The following is a 20405-nucleotide window of genomic DNA, read 5'->3' on the forward strand; positions in this document are numbered from 1 at the left end:
ATGGCGGGGCGTCTACTAGCTTTGTCCCCAATCAACGGTTTTGTGATGACCGTCGCAGTCTTGATTCGCGTGTGGAATAAGCACGGCTGCACGCCTTCAAGGAAGAAATTGGCCACGACAAGGAGTAGCCCGTGGAAGCAAGGTTCGGTGTCGCCCTCGTTTCGCGTTTTTCCCCTCTTTCCCTTGCTGTGCACCTGAGCGTTGCCGGCCTTCTGTTCGGCGGGGTCAGCGAGCAGGCGCTCGCGACCTGCTCGGCGGCGGGCTCGACGATTACGTGTACGGGTGTTCCGACCCTGCCGCTGTTTCTCAATGACTACAGCAGCGCCACCAGCGGCCTGACGGTCAACGTCGCCAACGGCGCGCAGATGAACGCGACCCTTGGCGGCAAGGTGATCAACCTGACCGGGGCCAATATCAACCTGAACAACTCCGGCACCCTCGATCCGGCCTTGCTCGGCCTGGTCTCGATCCTCAGTGGCGGCGCGTTCATCGGCACCGGCGCGACCAGCACGGTGAGCATCGTCAACAACACCACCGGGCTCATTCGCGGTACCGGCATGTTGCTCGGTCTCAACCTGACCAGCATCGATGGGTTGGGGATTGCCGTAAACAACTCGGTGTCGGGTACTACGACCATCACCAACGACGGCACGATTACCTCGACCGGACTGTCGGTCGGCGGGATCACCCTGGCCGATACGCCAGTGGTCGGGATCTATGGCGGTTCGCAAGTCAACATGACCAACAGTGCCAGTGGCACGATCAACGGCCGGATCGCGTTCGAGACTTCGGTAGCGGGCAACACGTTCACCAACGCCGGCAACATCACTGGCGGCGTGTCGATGGGCGCGGGCAGTACCAACACCTTCTACGCGATCACCGGTTCGAGCGTTAACGTCGGTGACGGCGTGCAAGTGACCGTCGGCCTCGGTGGCCTGATCGGCGTCAACCTGACTTTCGCTCCGACCGGGACCATCGATGGTGGTGCGAGCGGTACCAACAGCCTGATCCTGCAAAACCCGATCGGCCTCGGCGGCGGCACCACCGGCACCGGCACCGCGTCCAGCTCGACCTACGTCAACTTCAACAACCTGACCCTCAACAGCGGCACCTGGACTTTGCAGGGGCCGTTGGTCAGTGGCGCAACCACCCTCAACGGCGGTGTTGCGCAGTTCAACAACAACGCCACGTTTGGCAGCGGTGTGATCACTTCCAACGGCGGGATCATTCAAGCCAGCAACGCCGGTCTGAACCTCGGCAATCTGATCTCGCTCGGCGCCGGCGGCCTGACCGTGCAAGGCATCAACGGCTCGACCCTGAGTGGAGTCATCTCCGGCAGCGGCGGCCTGACCAAGATTGGTAGCGGCCAGTTGAACCTCAACGGCATCAACACCTACACCGGCAACACCGTTCTCAACGGTGGCGTGGTGGCGGTGGGTAACAACTCGGCATTCAGCACTGGCGGCATTACCATCGGCGGCTCTTCCAGCTTGTCGACGTCGGGACCGATTTCGCTGAGCAATGCGCTGACCCTCAACAGCACCCTGACCGCGACCGGCACCGGTGCACTGACCCTTGGCGGGTTGATCAGCGGCGCCGCCAACCTGACCAAAACCGGCAGCGGCAGTCTGACCCTCAACGGCGCCAACACCGGTTTCAGCGGGATTACCACCCTGAGCGCCGGCACCTTGCGTGTCGGCAACAACAACGCATTGGGTACCGGCGTACTCAACACCAGCAACGGCACCAGCCTCGACAGCACCGCCAACGTGACACTGGCCAATAACGTCGGGATCACTGGCGCGCTGAACGTGCTCGGCAGCAACGCCCTGACGTTGTCCGGCATCCTGTCCGGCACCGGCGGCATTACCAAGAGTGGCAGCGCCAGCCTGACCCTGACCGGCAACAACACCAACAGCGGCACCACTACTCTCAATGGCGGTACTTTGCTGGTAGGCAGTAACACCGCCCTCGGCACGGGTGCGTTGAACGCAGCGGCTGGCACTACGCTGGATGCAACGACTGCGGTGACGCTGGCCAACGCTGTGGCGCTGGCGGTGGATCTGACCATTGGCGGCACGCAGGCATTGGGCCTGAGCGGCGTCATCAGCGGCGCCGGCAATCTGATCAAGAACGGCACCGCGAACCTGACCCTCAGCGGCAACAACACGTTTGCCGGCGGCACTGCGCTCAATGCCGGTACGCTGATCGTCGGCTCCAACACCGCGCTCGGCACCGGCGCACTGACCACGGCGGCGGATACCACCCTCGACGCCAGCACCGCTGTGGCGCTGAGCAACGCTGTCGCCCTCGGTGGCAATCTGAACGTCGCCGGCAACGCCAACCTGACCCTCGGTGGCGTCGTCAGCGGCAGCGGCGGTTTGACCAAGAACGGCGCGGCCAACCTGATTCTCAACGGTGCCAACACGTTCAGCGGTGGCGCCACCCTCAATGCCGGCACCCTGACCGTTGGCAATGCCGCGGCACTGGGCAGCGGTAGCCTGACCGTCGCCAACGCCGCGACCCTCGACAGCAACACCTCGGTCATCCTGAACAACAACGTCGCGCTCAACGGCAACCTGGCCATCGGCGGCAGCAACGGCATGATCCTCGGTGGCGTGCTCAGCGGCGCCAGTCAGTTGATCAAGAACGGCACCGCCAACCTGACCCTGAACGGCGTCAATACCTTCACCGGTGGCACGGCGCTCAATGCCGGCAGCCTGACCGTTGGCAACGGCGCGGCACTCGGCACCGGCACGCTGACCGTCGGTGGTGCGGGCGCAACACTCAACAGCAGCGCCAACGTGACGCTGAACAACGCGATTGCGTTGAACTCCAACCTCACCGCCGGCGGCGCCAACCCGCTGACTCTCGGCGGCGTGATCAGTGGTGGCAGCAACCTGATCAAGACCGGCGCCTCGACCCTGACCCTGACCGGCAACAACACCTACACCGGCGCTACGTCGTTGAATGCCGGGACACTGATCGTCGGCTCCAACACCGCCCTCGGCACCGGCGTGCTCAACGCCGGCAACAACACCACGCTGGACGCCAGCACCGCGACGAGCCTGGCCAACAACGTCAATCTCGGTGGCAACGTGACCATCGGCGGCAGCAACGCGCTGACCCTCGCGGGTGTGGTCTCCGGTGTCGGTGGCTTGACCAAAAGCGGCCCCGCCGACCTGATTCTCAACGGCGCCAACACTTACTTCGGCAACACCGCGTTGAACGTCGGCAAATTGATCGTCGGCAGCAACACCGCGCTGGGCAGCGGTGCATTGAACGCGGCGGCCGGCACCACGCTGGATACCAACACTGCCGTTACTCTGGGCAATCAGGTCAACCTCGCTGGTGCGCTCAATGTCGGTGGCAGTGCGGATCTGACCCTTACCGGCACCGTCGCCGGAGCTGGCAGCCTGGTGAAAAACGGTGCGGCCAACCTGAACCTCAACGGCACCAACACCTACATCGGCGGCACCACACTCAACGCCGGTACGGTAACCGTCGGCAACAGTTCGGCGCTGGGCACCGGTGCCTTGACGGTTGGCGGTGCGGCAACGCTCGACAGCAGTTCGCCGCTGGCCAGTCTGGCTAACGCAGTCGTGCTCAATGCGGCACTTGGCGTCGGCGGCACCCAAGACCTGACCCTCGGCGGCGTGATCAGCGGCGCCGGTCAGTTGATCAAGAACGGCGCGGCCAACCTGACCGTCAACGGCACCAACACCTACAGTGGCGGCACCACGCTCAATGCCGGTACGCTGACACTGGGCTCGGCCGCTGCACTGGGCAGTGGCGGCCTGACCGTCGGCGGTGCTTCGACGCTGGATACCAGCACCGGCATGACCGTCGGCAACAACATCACCCTCAACGCCGGCCTGACCCTGGCCGGCAGCAACACCCTGAACCTCAGCGGTGTGATTGATGGCGCCGGCAGCCTGACCAAGGATGGCTTTGGCGATCTGACGCTCAGCGGCAACAACACCTTCACCGGCGCGCTGAACATCGCCTCCGGCAGCGTCACCACCGTGAGCAGCGGGGCGCTGGGCAACACCTCCGGCGCCAACATCAGCGCCGGTGCCAATCTCTATCTCAACAGCAGCGCCAGCCTCGACGGGCTGAGCGGCAGCGGCAGTGTGCAGATCGCCGGCGGTAATACTCTGACCATCGGCGGTGTGAGCAATACCAGCACCTTCGACGGCGACCTCGGTGGCAGCGGTGCCCTGACCAAAGTCGGTACCGGGACGTTGAACCTCACCGGCAACAGCGGCATCACCGGCAATACCAACGTTAACGGCGGTACGCTGAATCTCACTGGTTCGCTGGCCAGCACCCAGCTCAACATCAACAACGGCGCCACCCTCACAGGCACCGGTTCGGCGCTTGGTTTCATCACCATCAACAGCGGCGGTCATCTGGCGTTGTCCTCGGGCAATACCTTGTCCACCTCGTCGCTGATCCTCACCGCCAACAGTAATGTGGACGCGAGCCTTGCAACGCCATCGACCAGCTCGCTGATGAACATCGGCGGCAACCTGACCCTCGACGGCAATCTCAATGTCACCGATGCCGGCGGGTTCGGTGTCGGTGTCTACCGCCTGTTCAACTACATCGGCGCGCTGACCGACAACGGCCTGACCGTGGCCGGTGTGCCGGTGGGTTACGGCCTCGGCGACATACTCGTGCAGACCCTGGGTAATCAGGTCAACCTGATCGTGTCGGCGCCGAATACCAACCTGCGTTTCTGGGACGGCAGCCAGACCATCCCCAACGGTACGGTGGATGGCGGCACTGGCACGTGGAATGCCGGCGGCACCAACTGGACCAACTCCAACGGCACGCTGAACCAGACCTGGGCCGGCGACTTCGCAGTGTTCCAGGGCACGGCGGGCACGGTGTCGGTCAACGGCACGCAACTGTTCACCGGCATGCAATTCCTCACCGATGGCTACAACGTGGTGAACGGCACGGCGGGGCTGCTGACTGCGGTCAACGGCAGCGGCGGAACCACGGCGCTGCGCGTTGATCCGGGCGTGACCGCCACCGTCGGCGTGAACATCGACGGCAGCGGCATTCTCAACAAACTCGACGCCGGTACTCTGGTGCTCAACGGGGCCAACACCTACACCGGAGGCACCCAACTGGATGGCGGCACGCTGGTGGTCGGCAGCAATACCGCGCTGGGCACTGGCGCGTTGATCGCCAATGCCGGTACGCAACTGGACAGCAACACCGCCGTGACACTGGCCAACGCGGCCACGCTCAACGGCAACCTCACCGTACTCGGCAGCAATGCGCTGACCCTCAACGGTGTCATTTCCGGCACAGGCGGCTTGATCAAGAACGGTTCGGCCAACCTGACCCTCGGCGGCAACAACGCCTTCCTCGGGCCGGTGGCACTGAACGCGGGCGGTCTGATTCTGGCGTCGAACAGCGCGCTGGGCTCGGCCACCCTAAACGCGGCGAATGGCACCACACTGGATGCCAACGGCGCCTTTACGGCGGGTAATGCGATCAACTTGGCGGGCAACCTCGGCATCGTCGGCAGCAACGACCTGACACTCAGCGGCGCCATCAACGGCGCCGGCAGCCTGACCAAGAACGGCGCGGCCAACCTGATCCTGTCCGGGGCCAACAACTTCCTCGGCGGCGTGACCCTCAATGCCGGCACCCTGACCGCCGGCAGCAACGGCGCCCTCGGCCTGGGCAACCTGACCGTGGCCGGTGCCTCGGCACTGGACAGCAACAGTGCGGTGTCCCTCGGCAACAACGTGGTACTCAACGCCAACCTGACCAACACCGGCACCAGCGACGTAGCCCTCAGCGGCGTCGTCAGCGGCGCGGGCGGCCTGATCAAGAACGGCGCCTCCAACCTGACCCTCAACGGCATCAACACTTACAGCGGCGGCACCACGCTGAACGCCGGCACCGTGACCCTCGGCACCTCGTCAGGCCTGGGCTCCGGCGCGTTGACCGTGGCCGGTGCTTCGACCCTCGACACCACGGCGCCTCTGGTACTGGCCAATAACCTCAACGTCAATGCCAATCTCAGCGTGGCGGGCAACAACAACCTGACCCTGGGTGGCGTGATCGCCGGGGCAGGTACCCTGACCAAGAACGGTCTGGCCGACCTGACGCTGTCCGGCAACAACACTTTCAGCGGCACCTTCGATGTGCAGTCTGGCAGCCTGACCACGCTGGGCAACTCGGCACTGGGCAGCAACGCCGGAGTCAATCTCGGCGCTGCGGCGACTCTCAACCTTGGCGGTTCGGGCAGCCTTGCCAGCCTGACCGGCAGCGGCACCGCACTGATCGGCGGCGGCAACACGCTGAGCATCGGCGGTAACAACGCCAGCAGCATTTTCGACGGCGTGCTCACCGGAACCGGCGAGTTGAACAAACTCGGCACCGGTACGCTGACGCTGACCGGCATCAACAGCCTGACCGGCAACACTACGGTCAATGCTGGCACCTTGAACGTCAACGGCTCGCTGGACAGCGCCAGTGTGCTAGTCAACAACGGCGGCACGCTGGGTGGCAGCGGCTCGCTCGGCGGAGCCGTTACGGTGGCTGATGGTGGTCATCTGGCCGGTGCTACTGGCAGCACCCTGTCGGTGAATTCGCTGGTGTTCAACGCCAACTCGAACTTCGATGTCGGCCTCGGTGCACCGGTCTCCGGTGGCGGCAATGCGCTGGTCAATGTCGGCGGTAATCTGACCCTCGACGGCACCCTCAACGTCAGCGACATCGGTGGTTTTGGCAGCGGCGTGTATCGCCTGATCAACTACACCGGCGGCCTGACCGACAACGGCATGCTGATCGGCACGGTGCCGGGCAGCGTCACCCCGGGTGATCTGACCCTGCAAACCGCGCTGGCCAACCAGATCAACCTGTTGGTCACCGCACCGGGCGTCACCGTGCAGTTCTGGGACGGCAACCAACTGGTGGCCAACGGTTCGGTCGATGGCGGCAGCGGTACCTGGGGCACCGGCACCACCAACTGGACCGACGTCAACGGCACCACCAATCAGGCCTGGACCAACAACTTCGCGGTTTTCCAGGGCACGCCGGGCACGGTCACCGTCAACGGCGCGCAAACCATCACCGGCATGCAGTTCGTCACCGATGGCTACAGCCTGCAGAACGGCACGGCGGGTTCGCTGAACCTGGTCAACGGTTCGCTGGGTAACGCCACGGTGCGCGTCGATCCGAACGCCACCGCGACCCTCGGCGTAGCGCTCAACGGCGCCGGCACCCTGGGCAAGTACGACACCGGTACGCTGGTGCTCAACGCCGCCAACGGCTACACCGGCGGCACCGCGCTCAACGGCGGCAAGATCGTCGTCGGCAATAACTCGGCGCTCGGTACCGGCGTGTTGACGGCTGCGGCCGGCACGGCACTGGACAGCAACACGGCGGTCAGCCTCGCCAACAATGTGGTGCTCAATGGCGGCCTGAGCGTCGCCGGCAGCAACGCCTTGACCCTCGACGGCGTAGTCAGCGGCGCAGGCAGCCTGATCAAGGCCGGCGCATCGAGCCTGACCCTCAACGGCAGCAACACCTATAGCGGCGGCACTCAGCTCGCTGGCGGCACGCTGGTGCTGGGTAACAACAGCGCAATCAGCAGCGGCGCACTGAGCGTGACCGGCAACGGCACCCTCGACAGCACCTCGGCGCTGCAACTGGCCAACGCGATCAACCTCGGCTCGCAACTGACCCTGGCCGGCAACCAGAACACCACGCTGCTTGGCGCTGTCACTGGCACCGGCAGCCTGGTGAAAAACGGCAGCGGCAGCTTGCTGCTCAGCGGCGCCAACACTTACAGCGGGGGCACCACGCTGAACGGCGGCAGCACTACCGGCGACACCAGCAGCCTGCAAGGCGCCATCGTCAACAACGCGGCGTTGACCTTCGCGCAGAACGCCGATGGCAGCTACACCGGCAACCTCACCGGCGCCGGCACGCTGACCAAAACCGGCACCGGCCAGTTGCTGCTGACTGGCAATAACACCTTCACCGGGAACACCTCGGTGCAGGCTGGCAACCTGCTCGTCAATGGCGTACTCAACAGCGCCAACGTCAGCGTTGCCAGCGGCGCGAAAATCGGTGGCAGCGGGCAACTGGGCGGCAACGTGCAACTGGCCAGCGGTGCAACGCTGACCGGTGGCGGCACGGCCACACCGCTGTCGGTCGGTGCGCTGACATTGTCCTCGGGCACTAATCTGGACTTCAGTCTCGGCTCGGCCGCCAGTTCCACCACGGTGGTCAACGTCGCCGGCAACCTGACCCTCGACGGCACGCTGAACATCAGCAACGCCGGCGGCTTCGGCACCGGGGTCTATCAACTGTTCCGCTACGGCGGCAGCCTGACCGACAACGGTCTGGTCTACGGCAGCCTGCCGGTCTCGGCAGCCAACCTGACCCTGCAAACCGCGATTGCCAATCAGGTCAACCTGCTGGTGCAGGGCACACCGGGTGAAGTGCAGTTCTGGAACGGTGGCACCACCAACCCTGACGGCAGCATCGGCGGCGGCAGTGGCGTGTGGGGGCCAGGGACCAACTGGACCGATCCAAGCGGCACTCAAGCGTTGGCTAACAATGGTCAGTTCGCCGTGTTCGGCGGTCAGGCCGGCACCGTCACCGTGCTGGGCAATCAGAACTTCACCGGCCTGCAGTTCCTCACCAGCGGCTATAGCCTGGTGCCGGGGGCTGGCGGTACGTTGACGCCGGTCAACGGTGCCGGCGGTAGCCTGGCGCCGGTGCGGGTCAATGCCGGGGGCAGCGCAGAAATCGATGTGCCGCTGATCGGCACCGGAGGTATCGAGAAACTTGACGCCGGTACTCTGATTCTCACTGGCGCCAACACCTACAGCGGTGGCACCACGGTCAGCGGCGGTACGCTGATCGGTAACACCACCAGTCTGCAAGGCAACATCACCGACAACGCTACGCTGGTGTTCCAGCAAAATGCCAATGGCCAGTTCAATGGCATCCTGAGCGGCACCGGGGAGCTGGCCAAACGCGGCACTGGCACCTTGTTGCTTACTGGTAATCAACCGTTCAGCGGCACCGTGTCCGTCGATCAAGGCGCGCTGCAAGTCGGCAGCCGTGGAGCGCGGGCTTCGCTGGGCGGGCAGGTCACCGTCGCCAACGGCGCAGGCCTGAGCGGTAATGGCAGCGTCGGTTCGGTGGTCAACCACGGTGTGGTGGCTTCCGGTGGTGCCGACGGCACCTTGAGCGTGGCCGGCAACCTGACCAACGCGGCGGACGGTGTGCTGGCGCTGACGGTCAGTTCGCCAACCGCCACACCACTGGCAGTGGGTGGCACGGCGGCGCTGGGTGGCGGTCTGGTGGTCAACAGCCTTGCGCCGTTCACCGGCAACACCACTTACTCGCTGATCACCGCGGGTGGCGGCGTGACCGGCACCTTCAGTGCGGCCGATCTGCCGCAGTACGCGTTCCTCAGCAGCTCGCTGGTCTATGGTGCCGATTCGGTCACCCTGGCCGTGAGCCGCAACGGCAACTCGTTCGCCGACGTCGCGGCCACCGGCAACCAGCGCGGTGCCGCCACGGCACTGACCAATAACGGGGCGGCCGGCGCGGCGCTGCAGAACCAGATCGTCAACCTCAGTGTGGCCGGTGCGCGTAACGCCTTCGACAGCCTGTCTGGCGAAATCCACGCCAGCACCGCAAGCGCCATGCTTGAGGATTCGCGCTTCATCCGCGAAGCGGTCAATGACCGCATGCGTCAGCCGTCGTGCAGCGCCTCGGACGACCCACGCAGAACCCTGGCACCGAGCGATACGCAACTGAGCAGCAACGGTTGCCACGGGGAAATGGTCGGCTGGATTCGGGCCATCGGTGCATGGGGTGACATGGGCGGCGACAGCAACACGGCGAAAGTCGATCGCAACCTCGGCGGTTTCATGCTCGGCACCGACAAGGCGCTGGACGATACCTGGCGTGCCGGGATGGCGGCCGGCTACACCCGCAGCAACCTCAACGCACATGATCGCAACTCCGATGCGAAGGTCGACAGCTACCACCTGGCGGGTTATCTGAACTCGCAGTTCGATGCACTGGCCGTGCGTCTCGGCGCGGCTTACAGCTGGCACAGCATCGAAACCAAACGCGATGTCAGCGTCGGCAGCTACAACGATCGCCTGAAGGCCGATTACGACGCGCGCAGTGCTCAGGTGTTTGGTGAAGTGGGTTACGCGATCAGCGCCGCAGGCGTCGCCATCGAACCGTTCGCCGGTCTGGCTTACGTCAACTACGACAGCGACACCGCCAAGGAAAAAGGCGGAGTGGGGCGCTTGAAGGCCGACGCCGATCAGGACATTACCTACTCGACCCTCGGTGTGCGCATCGGCAAGTTGGTGACCCTGGCCAACGGCAGCCAACTGACGCCACGTGCGGCCATCGGCTGGCGTCATGCCTACGGCGACACCAAGCCTGACGCCGACCTGACCTTCATCGACGGCGGCGCCTCGTTCAGCACCCAAGGTGTGCCGATTGCCAAGGACAGCGCACTGCTCGAAGCCGGCATCGACTTCCAGGTCACCCCGACCGGCAAGCTGGGCATCGGTTACTCGGGTCAGGTGTCGAGCGACAACAACGACAGCGCGTTCAACATCAGCTTCAGTCAAAGCTTCTGAATCATGGTCGAAGTACTTTAGCCGCCCGAAAGGGCGGTTTTTTTTTGCCGGGCGTAATAGAGCGGCTTTTATCGGTCCGGCGATGAAGTGGTGGCGACCGGTCGATCGCTTTCGCGAGCAGGCCCGCTCCCACCATTGGAATGCGTTCCCCCTGTGGGAGCGGGCTTGCTCGCGAAGGGGCCATGACATTCAGCGCAAAAATCTGCCAGCTCGCGCTCTGCTAGAATTCGCCCCATTCCCTGCCAGAGACTCTCCCATGAGCGAGCCGATTCGTCTGACCCAATACAGCCACGGTGCCGGTTGTGGCTGCAAGATTTCCCCGCAGGTGCTGGAAGTGATTCTGGCCGGTAGCGGTGCGCAAAACCTCGATCCGAAACTGTGGGTCGGCAATGCTTCGCGTGATGACGCGGCGGTGTACGAGATCGATGCCGAGCGCGGTGTGGTATCGACCACTGACTTCTTCATGCCAATTGTCGACGACCCGTTCGATTTCGGCCGGATAGCCGCGACCAACGCGATCAGCGACATCTATGCGATGGGCGGCGATCCGTTGATGGCGATCGCAATCCTTGGCTGGCCGGTCAATGTACTGGCGCCGGAAGTGGCGCGGGAAGTGATTCGCGGCGGTCGAGCCGTGTGTGACGCCGCCGGCATTCCGCTGGCCGGTGGGCATTCGATCGATGCGCCGGAGCCGATCTTCGGTCTGGCCGTGACCGGGCTGGTCGAAAAACGCCACATGAAACGCAACGACACGGCGACCGCCGGCTGCCTGTTGTACCTGACCAAACCGCTGGGCATCGGCATCCTCACCACCGCCGAAAAGAAGGGCAAACTGCGCCCCGATGACGTCGGCGTGGCCCGCGACTGGATGTGCACCCTGAACAAACCCGGCAGCCGTTTCGGCAAACTCGCCGGCGTCACTGCGATGACCGACGTCACCGGTTTCGGCTTGCTCGGGCATCTGGTGGAAATGGCCGACGGCAGCCACCTGACTGCGCGTATCGGCTACAACCATGTGCCGCGTCTGGACAGCGTCGAGTACTACCTCGAACAGGGCTGCGTGCCCGGCGGCACCTTGCGCAACTTCGACAGCTATTCAAGCAAGCTCGGCCGTCTGCAGGAATTGCACAAGCGCGTGCTGTGCGACCCGCAGACCAGTGGCGGCCTGCTGATTGCGGTCACCCCTGAAGGCAACGCCGAGTTCCTCGCGGTCGCCGCCGAACTGGGCTTGAACCTGGCGCCGATCGGCGAACTGGTCGAACGACAGACCCACGCAGTCGAGGTGATTTGATGTCACGCGACTGCACCGATTACCGCGACATTTTCCTCAACGACCGGCCGATGATGGACGCCCGTGCGCCGATCGAGTTTCACAAAGGCGCGTTCCCCGGTGTGGTCAACCTGCCGCTGATGAACGACATCGAACGGCAGAAGGTTGGCACCTGCTACAAGCAGCACGGCCAGCAGGCTGCCATCGAACTGGGCCAGCAGTTGGTGTCTGGCACGGTGAAGGCCGAGCGCATTCAGGCCTGGGCCGATTTCGCCCGGACCCATCCTGATGGATACCTCTATTGTTTTCGTGGCGGCTTGCGCTCGCAGATCACTCAACAGTGGCTGCGCGACGAGGCCGGTATCGACTATCCGCGTGTCGGCGGCGGTTACAAGGCCATGCGTAACTTTCTGATCGACACCCTTGAGCAGGGCCTCGCCCAGTGTGATTTCGTGTTGTTGGGTGGCATGACCGGCACCGGCAAGACTGAGGTGCTGGTGCAGTTGCGCAACGGCCTGGATCTGGAAGGCCACGCCAATCATCGGGGCTCCAGTTTCGGCAAACGCGCCACCGGGCAACCGTCGAACATCGATTTTGAAAACCGTCTGGCCATCGACATCCTCAAGAAGCGCGATGCCGGTATCGAGCAGTTCGTGCTGGAAGACGAGAGTCGAGTGGTCGGCAGTTGTGCGCTGCCGTTGCCGCTGTATCAGGGCATGCAGCAGTACCCGATGGTCTGGCTGGAAGACAGTTTTGAGGATCGGGTCGAGCGGATCCTGCGTGATTACGTGGTGGACCTTTCAGCCGAGTTTTCCACAGTGCATGGCGAAGACGGCTTCGATTTGTTTTCCGAGCGTTTGCTGGAAAGCCTGAACAATGTGCAGAAGCGGCTTGGTGGCGAGCGGCATCGGCGATTGCTGCTTTTGATGGAGGACGCGCTGGCCGAGCAGGCAGGTCGCGGGGCGGTGGATTTGCACCGTGGCTGGATCGAAGGGCTACTGCGTGAGTATTACGACCCGATGTATGCGTTCCAGCGTGAGAAGAAGGGCGGACGGATCGAGTTTGCCGGGGAGCAGGGGGCGGTGCTGGAGTATCTGCGTGAGCGGGTGAATCAGCGGGTTTGAGGGTGTCTGGGCGGCCCTCTTCGCGAGCAAGCCCGCTCCCACACTGGATCTTCACGGGGCAGGCATCCCCTGTGGGTGGGAGCGGGCTTGCTCGCGAAAGGGTCGGCACAGGCACCGCAGGAATCAAGTCGGGCAGGTGACCTTGCCGTTATCCAGCCCCTGCTTGTAGCTGTGGCTCTGCAAGCTGGCCTTGCCGTTGTGCCAGGTCAGGGTCAGCACATACAGCGAATCGAAGTCGCCGGCCGCCCAGTCGTCGGTGATGGTCTGCTTTTCGCCGACTGCCTTGCCCGCGACCTTGTTGATCAGCTCCGGCAGGTAGCCGTGCGACCACGCGGTATAGATCGTTGAGTTGTGGTACTTGTCTTCGGTCAATTCACGCGCCAGGTCGCTGGTGTCGTTGGCCGAGAACTCGATGTTCACCGGCAGGCCGAGCTTGATCGCGGCGGGGCTGATGGTCATCAGGGGGCGGATATAGCTGTAGGAGTTGTCCTGCTCACCTTCCTCGACATTGCGCGTCGGGTTGGCGGCGAACACGTAATCGGCCTTGCCGAATTTTTCCGGCAGCAGGGTCGACAGCTCGATCGCCCGGTTCAGGCCCTGGCAGTTCAACTGGCCGAGACCGCCGGCGGGTTTTTCCGCGTGGCGCAGGAAGACCAGGGTCTGGGTGCCGTCCACCGGTTGGGCGCGAATCTGGCTCGATTCCAGCGACAGGAGCAACGCACTGACTGCCAGCAGGGCGGGCAGAGCCACATAAGCACGATGTTTGAAGCGTTTGGCGAAACGCATAAGGTTCGTCATGTATTAAAAGGTTCTTCAGCGTGTTCGGTTAAGGCTGACAAACCCTTACACCGCAGGCTCCCAGCACCAGGTGTTGTCCATGTCGTGTGTCGCGCTTCCCTTGCGAAAGGCATAGCTCAGAGTCCCCTGAGGCCGGTTTGGTTCGATTCGCGCCAGAGCGCCGCACTCTAACGGCAACGATGAGCGACTGATGGCAGAGGTTAACCACAGGATGTTGCGGATTTAAGTCCCGCCTGTGTCTGTCCGGTAAAGAACCCGAGCTTGAGCGGCCGATCATGGATTATGCTCAGGCCTTTAATTTGTGACTGGATGCTTCCCATGACTGATCTGTCCGCGTTCCCGATCACCCGGAAATGGCCGGCGCAATACCCTGACTGGATTCAGCTCTACTCCCTGCCGACCCCCAATGGTGTCAAGGTCTCGATCATGCTCGAGGAGATCGGCCTGCCGTACGAGCCGCACCGCGTGGGCTTCGACACGCAGGACCAGTTGTCCCCCGAGTTCCTGTCGCTGAACCCCAACAACAAGATCCCGGCGATCCTCGACCCGCACGGCCCCGAAGGCCAACCGCTGCCGCTGTTCGAATCCGGCGCGATCCTGATCTACCTCGCCGACAAGAGCGGCCAGTTGCTGGCGCAGGAAGGCGCGCTGCGCTACGAGACGATTCAGTGGCTGATGTTCCAGATGGGCGGAATCGGTCCGATGTTCGGCCAGCTGGGTTTTTTCAACAAATTTGCCGGCAAGGACTACGAGGACAAGCGTCCGCGTGATCGCTATGTCGAGGAGAGCAGGCGCTTGCTCAACGTTCTCGACAAACGCCTGGACGGCCGTGACTGGATCATGGGCGAGCGCTACACCATCGCCGACATCGCCACGTTCCCGTGGGTGCGCAACCTGATCGGCTTTTATGAGGCCGGGGATCTGGTTGGCATCAGCAATTTCCCGAACGTCACTCGGGTGCTGGAGCGCTTTCTGGCGCGCCCGGCGGTCATTCGGGGCCTGACCATTCCTTCCTGATTTGCGCATTCCCCCCCCTGTGGGAGCGGGCTTGCTCGCGAAGACGTCGTGTCAGGCAACGCGTTTGTTGCTGATACACCGCCTTCGCGAGCAAGCCCGCTCCCACAGGGGATTTGTGCTGTGACGCAAGGATTATTGCGCAGCCGGTAATGCACTCTTGATTGATCCAGGTTTGTACCTGCGCCCGACGAAGGCATAAGCTTCGCCCCCTACGACTTTCGTCTCATCTTCCGATTTCAGGAAAGCCCCATGTCCAGCCAGTTCCCCGAAGCACGTCCCCGCCGTCTGCGCCGCAATGCGAGCCTGCGCAGTCTGTTCCAGGAAACCGAGTTCACCCTGAATGATCTGGTGCTGCCGATTTTCGTCGAAGAAGAGATCGACGACTTCGTGCCGATCAAGAGCATGCCGGGGGTGATGCGTATTCCCGAGCGCAAGCTGGCCAGTGAAATCGAGCGCTATGCCCGTGCCGGCATCAAGTCGGTGATGACCTTCGGCGTGTCCCATCATCTGGATGCCAACGGCAGTGACACCTGGCGCGAAAACGGCCTGGTCTCGCGCATGTCGCGCATTGCCAAGGACGCGGTGCCGGAGATGATCGTGATGTCCGACACCTGCTTCTGTGAATACACCGACCACGGCCACTGCGGCGTGATGCACCACCACGAAGTCGACAACGACCAGACCCTGATCAACCTCGGCAAGCAAGCCGTGGCGGCGGCGCGTGCCGGTGCCGATGTGATCGCGCCGTCGGCGGCGATGGACGGCCAGGTGCAGGCGATTCGCCGCGCGCTGGACGAGGCCGGGTTCACCCAGACCGCGATCATGGCTTACTCGACCAAATTCGCCTCGGCGCTGTATGGTCCGTTCCGCGAAGCCGGTGGCAGCGCGCTCAAGGGCGATCGCAAAAGCTATCAGATGAACCCGATGAATCGCCGCGAAGCCCTGCGTGAGTCGCTGCTCGACGAGCAGGAAGGCGCCGACGCGCTGATGGTCAAACCGGCCGGCGCGTACCTGGACATCATCCGCGACATTCGTGAAGCCTCGAACCTGCCGCTGTCGGCGTATCAGGTCAGCGGCGAGTACGCGATGATCAAGTTCGGCGCTCAGGCCGGAGCGATCGACGAGGATCGCGTGGTGCGCGAAAGCCTGGGCGCGATCAAGCGTGCGGGTGCGGACCTGATCTTCACTTACTTTGCGATGGATCTGGCGCTGGCGGGGATCTGACAAACACCACACCCCCCCTGTGGGGGCGGGCTTGCCCGCGAAGGCGTCGTGTCAGTCAATCTATTCGTTGCTGCTACATCGCCTTCGCGAGCAAGCCCGCTCCCACATTGGCGTTGTGCTGTGTCAGGGGCCGGCAAAGAATGGCCGGATCCCGTGATCGCGAAAATACCGCTCGATCACCTTCGGATCGGCGCTGTTATCAGCAATCGCCACATAGGTGTCCGGGCGCAGCAAGTAGAAGCCGTTACGTCCCAACCCCGCCGTTTCAAACGCAGGACGCCAGTCGAACACGTGCAGCGGCAGGTGGTGTTCGTTGCACCAGGCAATCATCTCGTCGCTGGTGTCGCCGTACACATGCACCTGCCAGCAGGGCTGCCGGAGCGGCTCATAGTTATCGCCCTCACCATCATGCGCCCACGGCAAGCGGTCACCGCCGTGCACGTGGCCGGCGCTGCCCTGGCTCAGCGGCATGCCGCGATAGTTGAGGGTGACTTGCGAGACGGTGCGAAACAGGAACTCGCGACTGGCCTCGAAGGTGGCCATTTTCGGAATCAGAAACGGCGCCAGGCGCGTGCGCAGCAGATCGGCAATGCGCCCCTCGGCGGTGACGAAGGTGAACACCTTGTCAGTGGTCGAGACCAGTCGGCGGGCGAAGGCGATGCGTTCGGTTTCATAGGTGTCGAGCAGTTTCGTCGTAGCGCTGCCGTCGAGCACGGCGGCGAGTTTCCATGCCAGGTTGATCGCATCGCCGATGCCGGTGTTCATGCCCTGGCCGCCAGCGGGGCTGTGCACGTGCGCCGCATCGCCGAGCAGAAACGTCCGTCCGCTGCGAAAGTGCTCGGCCACCCGGTGATGCACGCGGTAGGTGGAGAACCAGTTGACCTCGTCGATGTGGACTTTCAGGTGTTCGATGGCGCGGCTGCTGACGTCGGCAAATTGCAGGGTTTCGGCGTGGTCGGCGCGTTCGTCGCGTACCGTGCCGATCAGCCGCGCACGGCCTTCGCCGGCCAGCGGAAATACCGCAAGAAAATCCGCTTCGTCCAGATCCAGGTGCAGTTCGCCATTGAGCGCCGGGCCGCTGGCTTGCACATCCGCGACGTAGAAAATCTGCTGATAGGTGCCGCCGGGAAAACCGGTGGCGAGGGTTTTGCGCACCACCGAGCGCGCGCCGTCGCAACCCGCGAGAAAGCATGCCTGGCAAACTTCCTGGCGCCCGTCCGGCAAGCGCAGATGCGCCGTGAGGCCGTCACCGGTTTCTTCGAAACTCTCAAGTTCGGTGTTGCGCTCAACCACCACGCCATAGTCTTCGAGGCGTTCGAGCAGCAACCGTTCGTGTTGGTCCTGAGGGAAGATTTCAATGAACGAGTAGGGCGTCAGGCCTTCGCCGATGCGCGTGAGCGGCAACTGTGCGACCGGCTTGCCCTTGACCCAGAAGTTCGCCGCCGCGACCTTGTAACCGTTGCGCACCACGGTGTCGGCCAGGTCTAGTTGCCGGTACAACTCCAGGGTCCGCGCCTGCACCGCCAGCGCCCGCGAGGTGGTGCCGGGGGCGGAGGTCTTGTCGAGAATGCGCACGCGCACGCCCAGTTTGCTCAGCCACAGAGCCAGCACCAGACCGGTCGGGCCGGCGCCGATGATCAGTACGTCGCTGCGGTTCATGGGCCTGTCCTCTGGTGGCTGTGCAGCAAGTATGGATCAGCAGGGCAGGGCGGCCAGTCCGACCGTCATCGCGAGCAGGCGCGCTCCACACTGAAGGATGTACGGCAACGCGATGTGGGAGCGAGCCTGTTCGCGAAAAGTCTTTCCAGACGCCACAAAAGCCAAAAAGGCCCCGCAACCGTAAAGCTGCGGGGCCTTTTCATTGTGCGGCGAGGCTTAGAAGTCGATTGTCCCCGACAGTTTCGCCACCCGTGGCTCACCCTGGGTCAGATAACCGCCCTGAGCCGATTCCCAGTATTTCTTGTTGGCCAGATTCTCGACGCCCAGACGCAACGTCACGTCTTTCTGCGAAACCTTGAAGGCGTAACGCGCACCGGCGTCGAAGCGGTTCCAGGTCGGCAGGCTGAGGTTGTTGGCCGCGTCGGCGTACTGGCCGCCGGTGCGCAGCATCCGCGCATTCAGTGCCACGCCTTGCAGGCCCGGCACGTCCCAGTCGGCGCCGGCGTTGAACTGGAAGCTCGGCACGCCGATCGCGCGGTTGCCGTCGTTGGCGCCGTTCTGGGTGTTGCGCAGTTCGGTGTCCATCAGGGTCAGGCCGCTGATCAGGCGCAGGCCGCTGAGCGGCTCGCCGAACACGTTCATTTCCACACCTTTGTTGATCTGCTCGCCCTCACGCACGTAGGTGCAGGTGGTGGCGCTGTTGATTTCGCAGTAACCGTCGCTTGGCTGCTCGATGCGATAGACGCCCAGGCTCGCGCCGTAAGTGCCCATGTCGACCTTGACCCCGGCCTCGGTCTGCTTGGAACGTGCCGGTGCATAGACTTCGTTGCCGTTGGTCACTTTGAAACCGCCGGTGCTGGTCGGCGAGGTCGGGCCCTGGGCCAGGCCTTCGATGTGGTTGGCGTAGAACGAGACATGCTCCCACGGCTTGAACACGATGCCGTAGACCGGTGTGGTGATCGATTCGTCGTAACTCGACTTGCGACTGCCACTGCCATAACTGGCGTAGTTGTAGCCTTGCACCACCAGTTGCTGACGACGCAGGCCGGCGGTGATCAGCAGACGGTCATCGAAGAAACCGAGGGTGTCGGAGAGCGCGAGGCTGCGGTTGAAGGTCTTGCCGACAATGCCCGGATCGCTGACGTCGCCGCCGGAAAAGTTGCCGACCGGCGACGGGGTCTCGACCGGGTGGTAGATGTTGTTGGCGTACTTGGTCAGGTCGAAATCGTAGGCGCTGCGCTGTTCGGCCCACAGACCGCTCAGGCCGAAGTTGAGCTTGTGGCTGACGGCGCCGATGGTGAATTTGCCGTTCAGTCCGGCCATCAGACTGGTGTTGTCTTCATCGTGGGGGATGAATGAGCCGGTGGTGAACGAGGCGCCGCTGTTGCCCACCAGGGTGGTCGAGTTGTAACGACCGACTTCGCGGGTGTGCTTGGCGCCGCCGGCGACGTATGCAGTCCAGTTGTCGTTCAGGTCGTACTCGGCGCGCAGCATGCCGAAGGTGTCTTCGATGTCGGTGTAGCCCCACTTCGGCGCGTAGTTGGTGTCGGCCGATGGCGCGTCCGGGATGTGCGTGGCGGTACCCAGGTTGACCGAGTTGCGGCCACCGTTGACGCGTTCCTTCTGGTAGGCGAAGTCACCGGAAAGGCGCAGTGCGTCGCCACGGTAGTCTAGGCCGATGGCGAACAGTTTCGAGCGCTGGTTTTCGTGATCGATGCCGGTATCGCCTTCGCGCTGAGACAGGTTGATCCGTGCGCCGAAGCGGTTGTCTTCGCCGAAACGCTGGCCAATGTCGAAGTGTTGACCGATGCGGCCTTCACTGTTGATGTCGGTGGTGTAGCGGCGCAGCGGCTCGTCACCGGCGCGTTTGGGCTGCAGGTTGACGCCGCCGCCAATGCCCGAGCCGGTCGGGGTCACGCCGTTGATGAAGGCGTTCGGGCCTTTGAATACTTCCACACGCTCCAGCGCATCGCTGGAAATGATCTGCCGTGGCAGCACGCCGTACAGACCGTTATAGGAAATGTCATCGCCATTGAGCGGCAGGCCGCGAATCATGAACACCTGCGCCTGGTTGGAGAAACCGGAAGCCTGGCGCACCGATGCATCGTTGAGCAGGACGTCGGCAACGTTTTCGGCCTGTTGATCCTGAATCAGCTGTTCGGTGTACGACGCGGCGCTGAACGGCACGTCCATCATGTCCTGATTGCCCAGCACGCCGAGCTGGCCGCCACGGGCTACCTGACCGCCGGAGTAGGCCGGGGGCAGGGCGTTGGGGGTTGGTGCCTGGGCATTGATGTTGACGTTGTCGAGGACCAGCTCTTTGCCGTTTTCATCGGCTGCGTAGGCGGTAACGCTCAGGGAGCACAGCAGGGCGAGAAGGGTCGGGCGAAAAGGGACACCGGGTCGAGCTGGAGTGGGCATGTTTCGTACCTGGCGGCGCGCCGCCGATGAGAAAATGTTGAACGGCGCGGGGAACTCCTTGCGCAAATGCGACTCCAGGCGCAAATGATAGGAGTTCGCAGTAACGTTTTGCAAACTCTTTTATCGAGTCTGCCTGTATCCGGATTGTGCCGAGGGAACGGGGCTGGCGCGGTTGCAGTCCTAGCCTGCAACACACCTTTGATCGTATGGTGAACCCGGCTCAACGCATGCCAAGGA

The 20405-nt window shown here is 63.4% G+C and carries 8 protein-coding genes; 5 read left to right on the forward strand and 3 right to left on the reverse strand.

Annotated elements, in window-relative coordinates; translation table 11 throughout:
- The first annotated feature begins 131 nt into the window (after nt 1-131).
- The 3 genes from U862_RS0102055 (at nt 132) to mnmH (ending at nt 13049) form a co-directional block, all read left to right on the forward strand.
- On the forward strand, nt 132-10655 hold the full coding sequence (locus U862_RS0102055) for an autotransporter-associated beta strand repeat-containing protein (RefSeq protein WP_025108868.1): 10524 nt from the start codon (nt 132-134) through the stop codon (nt 10653-10655).
- A gap of 256 nt (nt 10656-10911) precedes the next feature.
- A complete protein-coding gene (selD, locus tag U862_RS0102060; RefSeq protein ID WP_025108869.1) occupies nt 10912-11946 on the forward strand; it encodes a selenide, water dikinase SelD in 1035 nt (344 codons plus the stop codon).
- Nucleotides 11946-13049: a tRNA 2-selenouridine(34) synthase MnmH gene (gene mnmH / locus U862_RS0102065; protein ID WP_025108870.1), complete on the forward strand. Its 1104-nt coding sequence runs from the start codon at nt 11946-11948 to the stop codon at nt 13047-13049. The genes selD and mnmH overlap by 1 nt, the downstream gene beginning before the upstream one ends.
- Nucleotides 13050-13172: 123 nt before the next feature.
- Here mnmH and U862_RS0102070 read toward each other — a convergent pair whose 3' ends face one another.
- Entirely contained in the window at nt 13173-13847 is a 675-nt protein-coding gene (locus tag U862_RS0102070; RefSeq protein WP_025108871.1) for a hypothetical protein, read from the reverse strand.
- A gap of 318 nt (nt 13848-14165) precedes the next feature.
- Here U862_RS0102070 and U862_RS0102075 point away from each other — a divergent pair, with 318 nt between their 5' ends.
- On the forward strand, nt 14166-14864 hold the full coding sequence (locus U862_RS0102075) for a glutathione binding-like protein (protein WP_025108872.1): 699 nt from the start codon (nt 14166-14168) through the stop codon (nt 14862-14864).
- Nucleotides 14865-15113: 249 nt separating this feature from the next.
- Nucleotides 15114-16088 carry a porphobilinogen synthase gene (gene hemB, locus U862_RS0102080; RefSeq protein WP_025108873.1) on the forward strand — a complete coding sequence of 325 codons (975 nt, stop codon included), beginning with the start codon at nt 15114-15116 and terminating at the stop codon, nt 16086-16088.
- A 123-nt stretch (nt 16089-16211) separates the two neighbouring features.
- Here hemB and U862_RS0102085 read toward each other — a convergent pair whose 3' ends face one another.
- Together U862_RS0102085 and U862_RS0102090 are read right to left on the reverse strand one after the other, a co-directional pair.
- Complete coding sequence (locus U862_RS0102085) at nt 16212-17747, reverse strand: FAD-dependent oxidoreductase (RefSeq protein WP_025108874.1); 1536 nt, start codon at nt 17745-17747, stop codon at nt 16212-16214.
- Nucleotides 17748-17963: 216 nt separating this feature from the next.
- Nucleotides 17964-20168, reverse strand: coding sequence for a TonB-dependent siderophore receptor (locus U862_RS0102090; RefSeq protein WP_025108875.1), 2205 nt, complete (start codon nt 20166-20168; stop codon nt 17964-17966).
- Between the last annotated feature and the right edge of the window lie 237 nt (nt 20169-20405).

The sequence above is a fragment of the Pseudomonas sp. H1h genome (genome assembly GCF_000633255.1).
Taxonomy (GTDB): Bacteria; Pseudomonadota; Gammaproteobacteria; order Pseudomonadales; family Pseudomonadaceae; genus Aquipseudomonas.